This window comes from Vreelandella andesensis (assembly GCF_003989795.1).
GTDB classification, from domain to species: Bacteria; Pseudomonadota; Gammaproteobacteria; order Pseudomonadales; family Halomonadaceae; genus Vreelandella; species Vreelandella andesensis.
This window is the reverse complement of record NZ_RZHG01000018.1, coordinates 238,488-253,394: the sequence shown is the minus strand read 5'-3', so window position 1 is coordinate 253,394 and position 14,907 is coordinate 238,488. Positions and strand designations below refer to the sequence as shown.

Annotated in this window: 12 protein-coding genes; 11 read left to right on the top strand and 1 reads right to left on the bottom strand. The window is 54.1% G+C overall.

Annotated features, from left to right (window positions below; genetic code table 11):
• Positions 1-103: 103 nt before the first annotated feature.
• From flhB to ELY33_RS09290, 9 genes are all read left to right on the top strand, one after another.
• Positions 104-1,270, top strand: coding sequence for a flagellar biosynthesis protein FlhB (gene flhB, locus ELY33_RS09330; RefSeq protein ID WP_126947102.1), 1,167 nt, complete (start codon positions 104-106; stop codon positions 1,268-1,270).
• Complete coding sequence (gene flhA / locus ELY33_RS09325; RefSeq protein WP_126947099.1) at positions 1,267-3,351, top strand: flagellar biosynthesis protein FlhA; 2,085 nt, start codon at positions 1,267-1,269, stop codon at positions 3,349-3,351. The genes flhB and flhA overlap by 4 nt, the downstream gene beginning before the upstream one ends.
• 52 nt (positions 3,352-3,403) lie before the next feature.
• A complete protein-coding gene (gene flhF / locus ELY33_RS09320; protein ID WP_126947096.1) occupies positions 3,404-5,614 on the top strand; it encodes a flagellar biosynthesis GTPase FlhF in 2,211 nt (736 codons plus the stop codon).
• Entirely contained in the window at positions 5,611-6,153 is a 543-nt protein-coding gene (locus ELY33_RS09315) for a hypothetical protein (protein WP_126947093.1), read from the top strand. The genes flhF and ELY33_RS09315 overlap by 4 nt, the downstream gene beginning before the upstream one ends.
• 176 nt (positions 6,154-6,329) lie before the next feature.
• Positions 6,330-6,704: a flagellar protein FlhE gene (locus ELY33_RS09310; RefSeq protein WP_244208591.1), complete on the top strand. Its 375-nt coding sequence runs from the start codon at positions 6,330-6,332 to the stop codon at positions 6,702-6,704.
• 43 nt (positions 6,705-6,747) lie between these two features.
• Positions 6,748-7,449 (top strand): RNA polymerase sigma factor FliA, encoded by a 702-nt coding sequence (locus ELY33_RS09305; RefSeq protein ID WP_126947088.1) that lies wholly within the window; start codon positions 6,748-6,750, stop codon positions 7,447-7,449.
• A 40-nt stretch (positions 7,450-7,489) separates the two neighbouring features.
• Complete coding sequence (locus tag ELY33_RS09300) at positions 7,490-8,305, top strand: motility protein A (RefSeq protein ID WP_126947085.1); 816 nt, start codon at positions 7,490-7,492, stop codon at positions 8,303-8,305.
• Between the two features lie 4 nt (positions 8,306-8,309).
• Positions 8,310-8,981 (top strand): OmpA/MotB family protein, encoded by a 672-nt coding sequence (locus ELY33_RS09295; protein ID WP_126947082.1) that lies wholly within the window; start codon positions 8,310-8,312, stop codon positions 8,979-8,981.
• A gap of 23 nt (positions 8,982-9,004) precedes the next feature.
• Positions 9,005-11,047 carry a sensor domain-containing diguanylate cyclase gene (locus tag ELY33_RS09290; protein WP_126947079.1) on the top strand — a complete coding sequence of 681 codons (2,043 nt, stop codon included), beginning with the start codon at positions 9,005-9,007 and terminating at the stop codon, positions 11,045-11,047.
• 9 nt (positions 11,048-11,056) lie between these two features.
• Here ELY33_RS09290 and ELY33_RS09285 read toward each other — a convergent pair whose 3' ends face one another.
• The gene (locus ELY33_RS09285) at positions 11,057-11,626 is read right to left on the bottom strand and encodes a hypothetical protein (RefSeq protein ID WP_126947076.1); all 570 of its coding nucleotides are present in this window, start codon (positions 11,624-11,626) and stop codon (positions 11,057-11,059) included.
• A gap of 208 nt (positions 11,627-11,834) precedes the next feature.
• On the opposite strand from ELY33_RS09285, the gene ELY33_RS09280 reads away from it, so the two are divergent.
• Together ELY33_RS09280 and ELY33_RS09275 are read left to right on the top strand one after the other, a co-directional pair.
• Positions 11,835-13,946 (top strand): adenosylcobalamin-dependent ribonucleoside-diphosphate reductase, encoded by a 2,112-nt coding sequence (locus ELY33_RS09280; protein WP_126947073.1) that lies wholly within the window; start codon positions 11,835-11,837, stop codon positions 13,944-13,946.
• Between the two features lie 55 nt (positions 13,947-14,001).
• Positions 14,002-14,796: a ribonucleoside-diphosphate reductase gene (locus ELY33_RS09275; RefSeq protein ID WP_126947070.1), complete on the top strand. Its 795-nt coding sequence runs from the start codon at positions 14,002-14,004 to the stop codon at positions 14,794-14,796.
• The last annotated feature ends 111 nt before the right edge of the window (positions 14,797-14,907 follow it).

Below are 14,907 nucleotides of genomic sequence, written 5' to 3'. Positions count from 1 at the left end.
GCCATTGTGAAAAGCAGTATCTGGCACTATAGACATTTGTTCAGCCGTCCCTAGGGGCGGCTGAATTTATGATACGCCACGCAAGATACCGCCGGATGGCCGCATGGCAGATAACGACAGCGATCAGGAAAAGACGGAAGAGGCCACGCCCCGACGCTTAGACAAAGCGCGGGAAGAGGGCCAAGTACCCCGCTCCCGAGAGCTGGCGACCTTTTTGCTGCTATTAGGTGGCGTTATTGGGTTATGGAGCATGGGGCAAATGCTCTATGACCAGTTGGGCATGGTGATGGAGCAAGCTTTCCTATTTGAGCGCCGTCATGCCATGGAAAGCACCCCAATGCTGGTCAATGCCCTTGATCTAGGGCAGCGCACGCTGTTTGCCATGATGCCGTTATTTTTGTTGCTGACGGTGATTGCCTTGGTGGCGCCCGCGTTATTGGGAGGTTGGTTAGTTTCGGCAAAATCAATGCAGCCCAAACTGTCAAAGCTCAACCCGATTAAAGGGTTAGCGCGTATTTTTTCGTCACAGGCATTGATTGAATTAACTAAAGCGATTGCTAAATCAATCCTGGTCGGTGGTATTGCCTCGGCGTTTTTGTATGCCAACCTTGGTAAGTTTATGGGGTTGATGAATCAGCCCGTGCAACAAGCACTGGCGACCGCATTGAATATGTCGGCGCTCGCCGCTGGCTTGATGGTCTTATCGTTAATTGTGGTTATCTTGATTGACGTGCCTTTTCAGCTTTGGAGCAATGCGAAAAAGCTGCGTATGAGCAAGGAAGAAGTTAAGCGAGAGCATAAAGAGTCGGAAGGCGACCCCCAGGTAAAAGGCCGTATTCGCCAGCAGCAGCAAGCAATGGCCAGGGGGCGAATGATGAGCAAAGTGCCAGACGCCGACGTCATTATCACTAACCCAACCCACTATGCAGTGGCCCTGTCGTATCAGGAAGGTAGCATGGGTGCCCCACGGCTGGTGGCCAAAGGAGCCGATGCAGTGGCCGCGCGCATCCGCGAAATAGGGTTAGATGCCGGTGTGCCGCGATTGGAGGCAGCGCCTTTGGCGCGCGCCCTATATCACCACGTGGATTTAGACGCTGAAGTGCCAGCAGAACTTTATACCGCGGTTGCTGAAGTGATGGCCTGGGCTTACCGCTTGAAGCAGGTTGCACAACAAGGAGGCGAGGTGCCCCCAACCCCTGATAATTTATCCGTTCCTCCCGATATGGAACGTTCCAGTCGAGATGCCGGTGGCAGTGAGGCGCAATCATGAAAGGCTTAAGCCAATTGATCAATCAGCGCGATTGGATGGGCGGTGTGCGCATGCAGTTGCTCGCAGGGCCGCTGCTGATTCTGATGATCTTGGGCATGATGATTCTGCCCTTGCCGCCTTTCGCGCTCGATTTACTGTTCACGTTTAATATCGCGTTGGCCATTATGGTGCTGTTGGTCAGCATGTTTGCGCAAAAGCCACTCGACTTTGCCGCTTTTCCTGCGGTGCTGTTATTTACCACGCTATTGCGACTATCACTCAATGTGGCCTCGACCCGTGTTGTGCTTATGGAAGGCCATCAAGGCGGAGATGCCGCCGGCAAAGTCATTGAGGCGTTTGGTACCTTTCTGGTCGGCGGTAATTTTGCTGTTGGCTTGGTGGTCTTTTTGATCCTTGTCATCATTAACTTCATGGTGATTACCAAGGGGGCTGGTCGTATTGCCGAAGTAGGTGCCCGCTTCATGTTGGATGCAATGCCTGGCAAGCAGATGGCGATTGATGCGGACTTAAACGCTGGCATGATTGGTGAAGAAGACGCTAAAAAACGGCGTGCTGAAGTCGCCCAGGAAGCAGATTTTTATGGCTCCATGGATGGTGCGAGTAAGTTTGTACGTGGCGATGCCATGGCTGGCCTGGTCATTATGGTGGTCAATATTATTGGTGGGTTGCTGATCGGTATGATGCAGCACGATATGGGCTTTTCTGACGCGGCCCGTACCTATACGTTGCTAACGATTGGCGATGGCCTGGTGGCTCAGATCCCCGCGCTGGTAATCTCAACCGCCGCTGGTGTCACTGTATCGCGGGTCAATACTGACCAAGATGTCGGTCAGCAAATGATTAGCCAACTGTTTATTAACCCTCAGGTCATGATCCTTTCTGCGATGGTGATGGGGTTGCTGGGCATGGTGCCAGGAATGCCCAATTTGGTGTTTCTGATTTTTACCGCGCTGTTGGCGGGCTTGGCTTGGTATTTGATCCGCCAGAAAGAGCAGGCGCTGGTAAAAGAGGAGATATCAGCAGCGCCGCTGCCCCAACAAGAGTCGCCAGAGGCCAGCTGGGAAGACGTGCAACTGGTAGATACGTTGGGGCTTGAGGTAGGGCATCGCCTTATTCCCCTGGTGGATTCCCGCCAAAAGGGCGAGTTGCTGGGGCGCATTAAAAGTGTGCGCAAGAAGTTTGCCCAAGAAGTTGGGTTTTTACCGCCCGTGGTGCACATACGCGACAACCTAGAGCTGCCTCCGAATACCTACGTACTTTCTATGAAGGGGGCGGAAATTGGTCGCGCTGAGGCTCAGCCGGGTAAATGGCTGGCAATCGACCCAGGTCAGGTATCGGGAGAATTACAGGGAACGCCAACCCAAGACCCCGCCTTTGGTTTGCCCGCTATCTGGATTGATGCCAACCAGCGTGAACATGCCCAGGTGTACGGTTATACCGTGGTGGATGCCAGCACGGTCATTGCAACGCACTTAAACCACCTGCTGCATCGCCACTCACCGGAAATGCTGGGGCGGCAAGAAGTACAAAAGCTGCTCGATAAGCTGGGTGAGGATCAAAAGTCACTAGTCGAAGAGGTGGTGCCGAAAGCAATTTCGCTCACCGTATTGCAGCGTATTCTGCAAAACCTGCTGGATGAAGATGTCTCGATACGTGATATGCGTTCGGTGCTGGATACCCTGGCAGAACATGCTGGGCAGCAGAAAGATGCCAACGAACTGACCGCACTAGTGCGCATGGCGTTGGGGCGTGCGATTACCCAGCAGTGGTTCGCTGGCCAGGAAACGCTCAATGTGATTGGGCTTGATGCCCAGTTAGAGCAAGTACTAATGCAGGCCATGAATGGTAACGGCGCCATGGAGCCAGGGCTTGCGGAGACGCTCATGACCCAGGCGCAAGAGGCCCTGGAGCGCCATGAAGGTAGCGGCGAAGCGCCGGTGCTGGTTGTGCAGCACTCACTGAGGGCGGTGCTGTCGCGCTTTTTGCGTCGGCGCATGCGTCATTTAGTGGTCATGTCCCAGGCAGAAATACCAGACGACCGTACCTTGCGAGTCACCACGGTAGTAGGAGGGCGGGCATGAAATTGACGAAAAATACCCGCTTCAAACCATCAAGCAAAGGCACAGGTAACGCATGAGCGTGAGACGATTTGTTGGAGCAAACAGCCGCGATGTGATGCGCCAAGTGCGCGAAGCATTAGGCGATGACGCTTTAATTGTCGCCAATCGCCGTACCGAGGGGGGGGTTGAAATACTGGCGATGGCGGATGAAGCGGTCGATCATTTTGAGCCTTCCCCCCCATCACCTCCACCATCGAGCCCTACTTCTGAAGTTGCTTTTCCAGCGCGAGATTCAGATCCGCTCCAGGAAATGAGTGAGCGCTTGCTGCGCGAGATGCAGGAAATGCGGGAACTGCTTTCCCAGCGGCAGTCAACTACCGATGCGCCCACCTCCGCAGCCGCTGACGATTCCTACTCCCGTTTGCGCCAGCAACTGCTCAGCGTTGGCTTCAGCCAAGAGCTAAGCGAGGAAGTGTTGGCAGAGCTGCCGACATCGTTGGCTCAGCCAGAGGCTGATAGCGCGCTCGTCATGGAGTGGCTTCGTGGACAGTTAATGGCCCGGTTACCCGTGCTGAAAGAAGAAACCGGCTTTTTTGATCAAGCGGGTATTGTGGCGCTGGTGGGGCCAACGGGAGTGGGAAAAACCACCACCACGGCGAAACTAGCCGCGCGTTTCGTGATGCGCCACGGCACGCGCCCTGTGGCCCTTGTCACTACCGATAGCTTTCGTATCGGTGCCCACGAACAGCTGCGAATTTATGCCCGGCTGCTTGATACCCCCATGTATGCCTTAGACGCCGAGCAGCCGATCGATGAACTCGTCGGACGACTGCAGGGTAAACAGTGGGTCATCATCGACACCGTCGGTATGAGCCAGCGTGACCAGCGTGTAATTGAGCAAATCGCCCATTTACAGGGTGGTCAAACGTCGGTGCGATTAGTGCTGCTGCTAAATGCTGCTAGCCAGCCTGAAACGCTCGAAGAAGTCGTGTTGCGGTATCGCCAAGCGGCACGGGCTGCGGGCGCTGAAATAAATGACTGCATTATTACCAAGCAAGACGAAGCCGGTCGTTTAGCCCCAGTGCTTGATATTGTTATGCGTCATGGCCTGCGTGTGTTATTTGGTTCATACGGGCAGCGTGTTCCCGAAGATATGGCGGTTGCCGACCCTGCCGCGCTGATTAATCAAGCCCTGAGTACTCCGTTAGGCCAAGAGCGAGATTCCGCCGCCGCTGGCCGCCCGCCCGGGGCTCACTCGGTGAGTTTGCCGCGCTGGTCCCGAGACGTGCTGGGCCAAGGACGTCGCCTTAGTTCTGTGCTAACACGGCTACGTGAAAGAATTGTCGGTTTTTCAGCGCTAGAGTCGGTATGGGATATCGCCTCTTTACCGGGGGTGCTGCACGATAAGCGCCTGGATGCACTACTGGCTAGCGAGCCCTGTGCGGGTAAGGGGCTGGGCATGGCATGGTATCCGCGCCGTAATGAGCGGGGCTGTGACTGGTCAATGCCCGATATTGGGTTAGATGTAGACGGCGGTTTGCTTGCGCTAACCAGCCTGCAGCACCGTCAACCCGCTGGCTGGCAATCCCGGCTGTTGCGTCAGGGTGAATCGATGGGGGCCGCTGTCCATCTGCTACCCGCGCTTCCCGACCCAGCCACGTTAGCGTGGTTAGAAGCTCAACACCTTACTTGGGTCACGCTAGTCGCTGCCAGTCAGCGGGTATATTGCCAGGGCGAGCGCTATGCCCTGCGTCAGCTGTTCACAGATAGCCCGCTCACTCATCACACCGACCTGCGTTTTCGCGGCCAAACAATGCAGCTATGGCACACCCATATGGCGGTGGAGGATGCCGCCGGTACCTCACTGTTGGCATGGTACGGCGAGGTTCGTGATCCTGAAAATAGCAAATGCATCGCACGTCGCTATTGGTTAACGCCTGCCCGATTAGGCGTAGACGTGCGTTCGCTTCTGGTTATCCAGCTCCAAAGTGAAGGGGTGTCTAGCCTTACCAAACGTGCTTGGCAGCAGTTGAAAGCTTCGGATGATGGCGAGGTAAGCACCGAGATACGCTTATTGATGGCTAGCGGTATCGCGGCAGTGGCGGTGCACTTAGACGTTGCTAATGATGCTGCTGCGATAGCGCTGCGCTCTGATTTGTTAAGGCTGTTGGGAACCACTCGCAAGCGGCGCGACACGGCAATGCTAGGTGCGCTTGTCCACGCGTTTATGGCCCGTGATGCTATTCGCCAACTTAGCAGCGTTAGCCGAGAGGGGCTGGTATGAGTGCCCACGATCAGGCAGCAGGCCTGCGTAAGTGGGCCGATTTACAGCGCCAACAGCATCAAACGCAATCAGCAGAAAGTGAGCCCGCGGAAGGCGTAGTAGCGGCTGAGCCACTGACAGCGCCGACCGATCCTTCGACGCTGTCCTCTGTGCCGCAAAAACCGCTGGTAGTGATTGGCATGCCCAACGGCGGAGATCTGCAGGTGGCTAGAGTAAAAGGGCGCTTAGCCCAGTGGTCAGCGTTGGGTCGGCGCTGGGCTGGCGATCCGGACGATTGGGAGATTCATATTGTCAGTGGCGATGCCGCTAATCTTGGCCAACTGAACGACCGCTTTTCGCGTTGGGCGCTATGGATTAATAGCGATGCCGATGCCTTTTCGCAGATGTATCGCTCGCTTCGGCAAATTAAGGAAAATGGCGGCCCTAGGCAGCTGTTAGCATTGCACGAACCTAACTTGCCGCGCCGAGGACTGCTCGATAACTTGCGGGAAGCCGCCAGTTATTATTTGGACATAGAGCTTTTACTGCTGGCGCGATGACGCTAGCCTGACGCAATATGGCTGTGTTTTAACAGAAGTTAATAAACGCTTCTATGAGGAACAACAATGTCGATGCCCGCTGGTTTCAAGACGCATTATTGCAACATGGTTGTTACCCAAAAAGTTTCAACATAATGGGCTGTTTCAAGGTCGGTAGGTTGCTTAAAAGCGCACTGATGGTCGCACTAAGCGCCATTACAATGAGTGCTTATGCGGCTACTGGCAGTTGGAGTACCGAGATGCCCAGCGTGCTGGTAGCGATGAGCGACCGAGCTGTTAGTAGTCAGCCCATTCACCCTCCGGCAGGGCTTCAAGTAGAGCATGCGGTGATAAAGCGTATTCATTGGCGCTTTCAAATGCCGGTCAACGCGCCGGTTAGTGCGTGGCTATGCCACCCGGAGCAGTGCGTGCTTTTGACCGCTATGCGAGGCTCAACCGCTGCGTTAGCCGGTAAACAGGTGAAGGGGCCGCTGCACTTTCGTTTTGCGTTAACGCCGGGCCAGCGTCCGGTGCGGGTGCAGGAATTACAAGTGATTGTGAACTATCAATGACCGTGAACTACCAGCGAACAGTGTTTAGCCGTGAGGCACGAGGATGTATACAGCACAAGGCAGAATTAAACAGAGCGAGCTGTTAACCCAATACATGCCACTGGTAAGACGTCAGGCCTTAACGCTGCAGGTAAGGTTACCCGCAAGTATTGAGTTAGATGATCTTATCCAAGCCGGCATGGTGGGTTTATTAGAAGCACTGGGGCGCTTTGATGCGACCCAGGGGGCAACGTTCGCTACTTTTGCAAGCCAGCGTATTCGCGGTGCCATGATGGATGAGCTGCGCACACGTGATTGGTTGCCTCGCAGTGTGCGCCGTTCCGCCAGAGCGGTAGATGATGCGGTGCGCCGCCTGGAGCAGCAACTGGGACGCCCGCCGGAAGAAAGTGAAATTGCACGCGACTTGGAGATGCCGCTCAGTGAGTATCAGCAATTACTTAATGATACGAACAGTGGTCAGTTGTTGCCCTTTGAAGAACTGGTGGCTGAAGGAGCTGAGCCGGCGAAAGAAGACGCCAGTACCCTGCCCTTTGATCAGTTGTTAGATCAACAGCAGCGCCAGTCGTTAATTGATGCGATTGATGCCTTACCTGAGCGTGAAAAGCTGCTGATGGCACTTTATTACCAAGAAGAGTTGAACCTTAAAGAAGTTGGGGCGGTGCTTGGCGTGACCGAGTCTCGTGTGTCCCAGCTACACAGCCAAGCGATTAGCAGGCTTCGCGCTCGCTTATATGACACTACCTAACCGCTACTATTAATCACGAATAACCGGCGAGGAGCCGTTGATGAACCCATCTACGCTGATTGGTATTTTTGCCAGCATGCTATTGCTGGTAAGCGTGCTGTTTTTTACTGCAGAGTCGCCAGAAAGCTTTATCAACTTGCCAGGGCTTGCCATCGTGGTTACCGGCACCTTGGCCGCTACCTTTATTAGTTATCCGTTGAAAGAAGTGCTACGCGTGGTACGCCTGGTGGGGTTGGTGTTTCGGCGTGAAAATACCTATGTACGTGACGATATTAACGAACTGGTCTCAATGTCGCGACTATGGTTTAAAGGCGATGTCAGGGCGGTTGAAAAGGCGTTAGAGCACACGCGTAACCCCTTTTTACGCACTGGGATTCAACTGGTGATTGCTAACACGAAAGAAGACGAAATTTTCGATATGTTGCGCTGGCGCATTGCGCGATTAAAAGCGCGGGAACATGCCGAAGCGCAGATATTTCGTACCATGGCCACTTACGCACCTGCGTTTGGTATGATCGGCACCTTGGTGGGGCTGGTCAATATGCTGGAAGTGATGGATGCCGGTGATCTTGACGTTATTGGTCCGCGCATGGCGGTGGCTCTGCTAACAACGTTTTACGGTATTTTGCTCGCCAATCTGGTGTTCAAACCGATTGCCGTCAAGTTAGAGCGGCGTACGGAAGAACGCTTGATTACTATGAACATGGTGCTGGAAGGTATTTCATTAATTACCAAGCGGCGCCTGCCTTCATTTATTGAAGAAACGCTAAATTCCTTTGTGGCTAATTATCATGATGAGATCCGCGATGCCTCTATAAAACCGCGGCCAACCGCTAGTTCTTCGGCAAAAGGGTAGCGTCATGCTAGATCGTGATTCACGCCACGTGCTGGAACTGCCCGCTGGGTCAGGCGAAGGCGATGAAGGCTGGCTAACGAGCTACTTAGACGTGTTAACGCTGCTAATCACGCTGTTTGTCCTACTGCTTGCGATGACGCCGCCGGGGGGTGGGGAAGCCGTTGACAGCGATAGAATGCGCTCGGCAAGCGCTATCACCTCGCTTCCGTTGGCCAGCTTGGCAACGGGTATTCATCCTCGACACAGTGGGCTGAAGCCGCGGATGGCTGAGCTTAATATCCCTGGGGTGAGTGTCTCTCAAGGAGAAGAAGGTGTTACGCTGCGCATCGACGACAGCTTGCTCTTCCCTAGTGGCGACGCCGTGCTAACGGCCGAGGGGCAAGATGTGTTGGAGAGCCTTTTGGCAGTGCTAGCGTCCTTTGAAGGTCAAATTTCAGTCGAGGGGCATACGGATAATATTCCCATTGCCACCTCACGCTTCCCCTCGAATTGGGAGCTCTCGACAGGACGCGCTATTGCAGTCGTCCGGCATCTTGAGCGCCAGGGAGTTGCTATTTCACGTATGCGGGCAGTCGGTTATGCCGATACCCAACCCATGGAAAGTAACGCGACGTCGGAAGGCCGGTCTGCCAACCGACGCGTCGAGCTGTTGCTAAGGCAACAGGCTGAGGGGTAAAGCAATTTCTTGAGGCTATCTTTGTGTCGAAGCATCACTCGCTACTACAGTCGTTCGGTGCATTACTGGTGCTCGATGCCGACAGCCGACGCATACAGGCAATGAGTAGTAACGTTGCTGTACTACTGGGTATAAGCCTTCCTAACGGGCGCCTCCCAACACTATCCAGCGTTCTAGGAAAGCGTTTAGGTCAGCGCGTGCGCTACGAGCTACAAGGTCAGCAGCGTTTGCCTGGGCCGCTCACTTTTAAATGTCCCGCTCGACCAAACCGCTTCCAACTACATGCTTACCGGGCAGGCTCGCATGTGTTGATCGAGATCGAACCTTTACACACGCTTGGTAAGCAGCGTTTGCTTGGCACAGTGAATGAACGCTTGATGCGTCTAGCGGAAGCGACACATCAAGAAGAATTGCTTGATTATCTGGTGATAGCAGTACAACAGTTGACGGGGCATGATCGAGTATCTGTGTGCCATTTCGATAGTGATTGGCATGGGATAATCGTGGCGGGGTCGTTAGCGACAGAGCGGGCTTTGCCGGGTGCCGAGTTGCCGGTAGGTCGTTTGCCTGACTTGTTAGGGCAGCGCTTTCCTGCTAAGGACTTTCCTATCGCACTTCGGCGCTCCTACGAGCGTCATCCGGTGCGGCTTATCCAAGACGTGATGGCACCTTGCGAGCACTTGCTGCCGAAGGAAGTGGCAGTTGATGTAAGCGATTGCTTCTTGCGTGCACCGGCCCCTGAACGGCAGCAGTATTTGCAACGCCTTGGAGTACGCGGTGCATTAAGCGTAGCCATGCAGGGAGATGCCGGCCTATGGGGACTACTATTTTGCCACTCGGCGTCGGCCCACCCGGTGACGCCGCCCGTGCGCGATGCGGTGCGTACCTTGGTACAAATGGCCACCCAGCGGCTTTTATTGTTGAGAGCTCGACAAGAAGCGCGTTATTTGCAGCGCGTGCAAGATAGCCTGGTGCTTTCAACCAATAACCGTTTGAAGCCTCAGGGCCCCTATCAGCTGTTTACTGAGCATGCCGATACATGGAGGTCTCTTTTCCGTGCTAATGGTGTTGCGTTATGGGTGAAAGGCAGTGTCTATCAATCAGGCAATACGCCCAAACCGGAAGTGATCAGTCAGTTAGTTACGCGGATTGAAAAAGCCCACGTCCATAGTGGGCCTTGGTGTACTCAGGAGACAGCCAAAGAGCCATTGACGTCTTCTTTAGATCTTTTGGAGCAGAGCGGTGTGCTGGCGGTGCCGTTACCTACTGACCCTACCCAGCGCGGCTGGCTGATGTTTTTCCGCCCTGAACAAGTCGAAACGCTCTACTGGGCAATGCAGCCTTCTTCAGTACCTTTGCCACCCATGATGATGTCGCCTTCTGACGCCTGGTGCGAAGAGGTCACAGGAAAAAGCGAAGCATGGCAACGGGTCGAGCGGCTAGCCGCAATGGATTTGGGGGAGGATTTAACGCTGGCCATTTCTGCTTATGAGATCAGCACGCTCAATATGCATCTGGAGCGCGAGCGCAAAGCCCTGGCAGAAGCGAATCAGCGGTTAAAACAGTTGGCACATTTTGACCCGCTCACTCAGGTGTGGAACCGCTACCGCATCGAGCAGGCCATTGATGCAGAGCTGGTAGCGGCAAAGCGTTATGGAGCCGCTTTTTCCGTGTTGTTATTCGATGTCGATCATTTTAAACAGATCAATGACACGCTCGGCCATAGCGTAGGTGATGATGTATTGATTTCGTTAGCCCGCCTGGTGGAAGGCTCACTGCGTGGTTGTGATCATTTAGGGCGCTGGGGAGGGGAAGAGTTTGTGGTATTGGCGACCCACTCCAATATGGAAGCTGCAGAAGGACTTGCTGAACGATTGCGTGGCCTAGTGGCCACGCTTGAGGTAAATGGCCTGGTTCAACCGATAACGGTCAGCATCGGCGTCACCGTATGGCAACCCGATGACAGTTGCAAAACCATCATCGCCCGAGCCGATGCAGCGATGTACCGAGCTAAACGTAATGGGCGTAATCGTGTTGAAATCACTAAAAAAGCGCTGCAGGAATAGCCTTCTTCGTTACCCGTCGTCGCGGTTACATAAGCGCTGCATTCTGTGAAGGGCGTTATCAGCACCGTCAAGGCTAAAGGTCATGTACCAAGGGTCGCTATCCTGTTGGTCGAAGCCGATAAACAGCTGTTCGCCCTGGCTCATTTGATCTATTAAGGCTTGTAGGTCGTTCAGGTAGAAGTGCGTATAAAATCCATCATCACCACGCTCGGTAATAAACTCTGCCATGGTATCGATGATTGGCCTGTCATCTACCCGGATTCGGGTGGGCACTAGGTTAACCGCGCGACTTTCGCCTTGCTGCTCAGCCAAGGTGACCCGCATTTCCAGCCACGGTAAGTCGCACACCCCCTTAGTTGCGTTCACGCTCAATGTGGCATCCGAATAACTGTGGGTTTCCACGGCGCGAAAGTGCCGCTCGTCGCCCAGCGTTAGCGCCATTGACTGCCAATGACGATGAGGCTGTGTGGCATCAATATTGAACGTTGCAGCCAAACTAGGCAGCGCGGCGCTGGACAGTACGGCGCTGGACAGTACGGCGCTGAAAGCCGCTAACGATAAACGCTTTAAAGTAGGCATATAAATAGCACCACACAAGAAAACCATTAGCCTATCGTTTGTTTAAGGTAAGCAAAAGGTAACGCGCTGATTTTTCTATATGTAGTAGTCTTTAACAAAGAAAATGCCGCATATAGTGTAAAGTCAAGTCTATACTTCATCACCGCAGGACGTATAATCGCTTCGATTTGAGCGCTATATTCACCCCGTTGTGAAGGAGTTTCGCGATATGAGCACCGCAGCAAAGGCTATGAAAACATCGAATGATGTCCCATTACAGGTTCCGTCAAAAGACATCTGGGATGCTAAATATCGGTTAAAAGATCGCCATAGCCAACCTGTGGATCAGGATGTGGGTGCCACCTTTGAGCGTGTCGCGCAGGCATTGGCGGCGGTCGAAGGCGACCACGCCAGTGAATGGCTGCCAAAATTTCGTTGGGCATTAGAAAATGGCGCCATTCCTGCTGGGCGAATTCTTTCCAACGCGGGCGCTGAGGCCTACAAACCCGCGGTCAGCCTGATCAACTGTACGGTCTCCCGCACTATTCGCGACTCTATGCGCGATATTCTCGATTCGGTCGTTGATGCAGGCATGACATTGAAGTCTGGCGCCGGCATTGGTTATGACTTTTCGACACTGCGCCATAAAGGCGCGTTTGTGTTTGGCGCTGGCGCCGGCACTAACGGGCCGTTGGCGTTTATGGATATCTACGACAAGATGTGCTTCACCGTGGCATCCGCAGGTGGCCGCCGAGGCGCCCAGATGGGTACCTTCGACGTCGGCCATCCAGATGTTCGTGAGTTTATTCAAGCGAAGCGTGAAGCCGGTCGTCTACGTCAGTTCAACCTGAGCCTGTTGATTACTGACGAATTTATGGAAGCAGTGAAGCATAACGCCGATTGGCCGCTGGCGTTCCCCTTACATCCTGGTGAAAAAGACGATGTAAAAGCGGGTGATTTGATTTACCGCGATTGGCCCGTCATTGAAGAGGGGTATACGGTAGATGACCAAGGCCGCGTAGCGTGTCGCGTCGTTGAAGTCATCAAAGCTCGCGAGCTATGGGACACCATAATGTCCTCGACTTACGACTATGCCGAACCTGGGTTTATTCTGATTGATCAGGTCAATCGCATGAACAATAACTGGTTCTGCGAAGATATCCGCGCGACCAACCCCTGTGGTGAGCAGCCGTTGCCGCCGGAAGGTGCCTGTTTGCTTGGATCGGTCAACCTGACCAAGTTTGTGATTGAGCCGTTCAGTGACAAGCCGCGCTTTGATTGGGAGCGCTATCGCAAGGTTGTGGCGATCTTTACCCGCATGCTGGATAACGTGGTGGAAATTGCTGGCTTGCCACTACCACAGCAGCAGCGTGAGATTGAAGCCAAGCGCCGCCATGGCATGGGCTTCTTGGGGCTTGGATCAACCATGACCATGCTTAAAATTCCCTATGGCTCACAAGCCTCGCTAGCCTTTACCGAAGAAGTCAGCCGCCACCTCGCGCTAGAAGGCTGGAAGCAAGCGCTAGAGCTGTCTAAAGAGAAAGGCATGGCACCTGTGCTTGAACAAGAGCACACGATTACGCCGAAGATGATGCGCGAGCGGCCCCAGCTAGCGGCTGATGGCTATGAAGTGGGTGATAAAGTGCCTGGGCGTATTCTTCATGCCCGCTATAGCCAATACATGGCGAAAGTAGCTGAGCTCGAGCCTGAGCTGGTAACACAGCTGGCTGAGCATGGTGCGCGTTTCACCCACCACAGCTCTATTGCGCCTACCGGTACGATTTCACTATCGATGGGTAATAATGCGTCAAACGGCATTGAGCCATCGTTCTCGCATCGTTATTTCCGCAATATCATTCAATCGGGTAAGAAAACCAAAGAGCAAGTTGAGGTTGTCTCGTTCGAGTTAGCCGCTTACCGTCACTTTATTGCCGCCGATGCGGTGGAAAGCGATTTGCCCGACTACTTTATTACCGCGGACTCGGTGACGCCTGAGCAGCATGTGGCCGTACAGGCGGCCGCTCAGCAGTGGATCGACTCAGCGATCTCTAAAACAGTTAACGTGCCAACAGAGTTCCCGTTTGAGAAATTCCAGGATCTCTATTTACAAGCGTATGAAAGCCGCTTGAAAGGCTGCACCACGTTCCGCTTCAATCCAGAAGCGTTCCAGGGGGTTCTGGTACGTGAAGATGATTTAAAAAACACCACCTACGTGTTTGAGCTGGAAAATGGCGAAACCTTAGAGCTGACCGGCGACGAAACGGTGGTCTACGACGGTGAAGAGCATAACGCCGCCAACTTGTTTGATGCCTTAAAAGAGGGCACCTACGGCAAATGGTAAGGGCTATGCCTTGCTAAGAACATCGCCCGACACCCTTTGCTAAGTGGAGAACACCATGGCTGTAGAAATTACCTCAAAAATCGTTGGTTACCGTATCAAGCAGCAGGAGCAGGCAGCGCCTGCCCCTGAACTTCCAGAAGAAGACCCGCTAACGGTCAGGATTCCCTCGCGTCCAGAAGGAACGCTAGAAGCGGTCTCCGAAAAGATCTCTTATGTGGGGGCAGAAGGCCGCAAAAAAGTCTACCTGCTGGTCTCTTTCATGCCGGTAGAAGGCGTGGTGGGTGGCCGGCGTGTGGTTATTGAGCGCCCGGTCGAGTTCTTTTTCCCGTCAGGGCAGCTGTCCAGCGAGCACCAGTGGATTACGGCTACCATGCGTAGTCTTTCCCTTGCTGCACGTGGGGGCTATGTAACCCAAGCGGTGGCTGACCTGCGTAAGGTCGCGTGGGATAAAGGGCTAGTGCGTTGTGGTATGAACCGCTGGAGCAAGCCGATGTTCCACGATTCTGAAGTGGCGGCGATTGCTTGGTCGATCCAGCAGATTCTTTATCGGCGCGGTTTCCTGGATCAGGATGGCAACCAAGTGCCGGTAGAAATGCTGGTAGAGCGCTATGCCCACCGCATGCAACATGGCCATGCCTGGCAACCTCCGGTCGACGAGCCAGACACTAGCTTGGCGACCGGCGCTGTAGAGCCGATTGGCGGTAACGCTGAGCAAGGAAGTGCCGCAAAAAAGCCTAAAGGCAGTGGCCCGGCAACCGTGGGTAACTGTCCTGAATGTCGTGGTGAACTGATCATGATGGATGGCTGCCCAACCTGTTACGCAGGTTGCGGCTGGTCTAAGTGCGGCTAAACTCGGCTGGCTAACCAGAGCCAACCAACAACGCCGCGTGGCCTGAATGGCCACGCGGCGTTGTTGGTTTTGGAAACGAAAATTCCGCCGTTGATTTAGGCGCTGAGTAAC

Bases quoted from the DNA above. Each gene is read 5' to 3' on its own strand.
- ELY33_RS09305 (WP_126947088.1), top strand. From the start codon at position 6,748: ATGTATACAGCACAAGGCAGAATTAAACAGAGCGAGCTGTTAACCCAA.
- ELY33_RS09275 (WP_126947070.1), top strand. From the start codon at position 14,002: ATGGCTGTAGAAATTACCTCAAAAATCGTTGGTTACCGTATCAAGCAG.
- ELY33_RS09285 (WP_126947076.1), bottom strand. From the start codon at position 11,626: ATGCCTACTTTAAAGCGTTTATCGTTAGCGGCTTTCAGCGCCGTACTG.
- ELY33_RS09295 (WP_126947082.1), top strand. From the start codon at position 8,310: ATGCTAGATCGTGATTCACGCCACGTGCTGGAACTGCCCGCTGGGTCA.
- ELY33_RS09315 (WP_126947093.1), top strand. From the start codon at position 5,611: ATGAGTGCCCACGATCAGGCAGCAGGCCTGCGTAAGTGGGCCGATTTA.
- ELY33_RS09280 (WP_126947073.1), top strand. From the start codon at position 11,835: ATGAGCACCGCAGCAAAGGCTATGAAAACATCGAATGATGTCCCATTA.
- flhF (WP_126947096.1), top strand. From the start codon at position 3,404: ATGAGCGTGAGACGATTTGTTGGAGCAAACAGCCGCGATGTGATGCGC.
- ELY33_RS09300 (WP_126947085.1), top strand. From the start codon at position 7,490: ATGAACCCATCTACGCTGATTGGTATTTTTGCCAGCATGCTATTGCTG.
- flhA (WP_126947099.1), top strand. From the start codon at position 1,267: ATGAAAGGCTTAAGCCAATTGATCAATCAGCGCGATTGGATGGGCGGT.
- ELY33_RS09310 (WP_244208591.1), top strand. From the start codon at position 6,330: ATGGTCGCACTAAGCGCCATTACAATGAGTGCTTATGCGGCTACTGGC.
- flhB (WP_126947102.1), top strand. From the start codon at position 104: ATGGCAGATAACGACAGCGATCAGGAAAAGACGGAAGAGGCCACGCCC.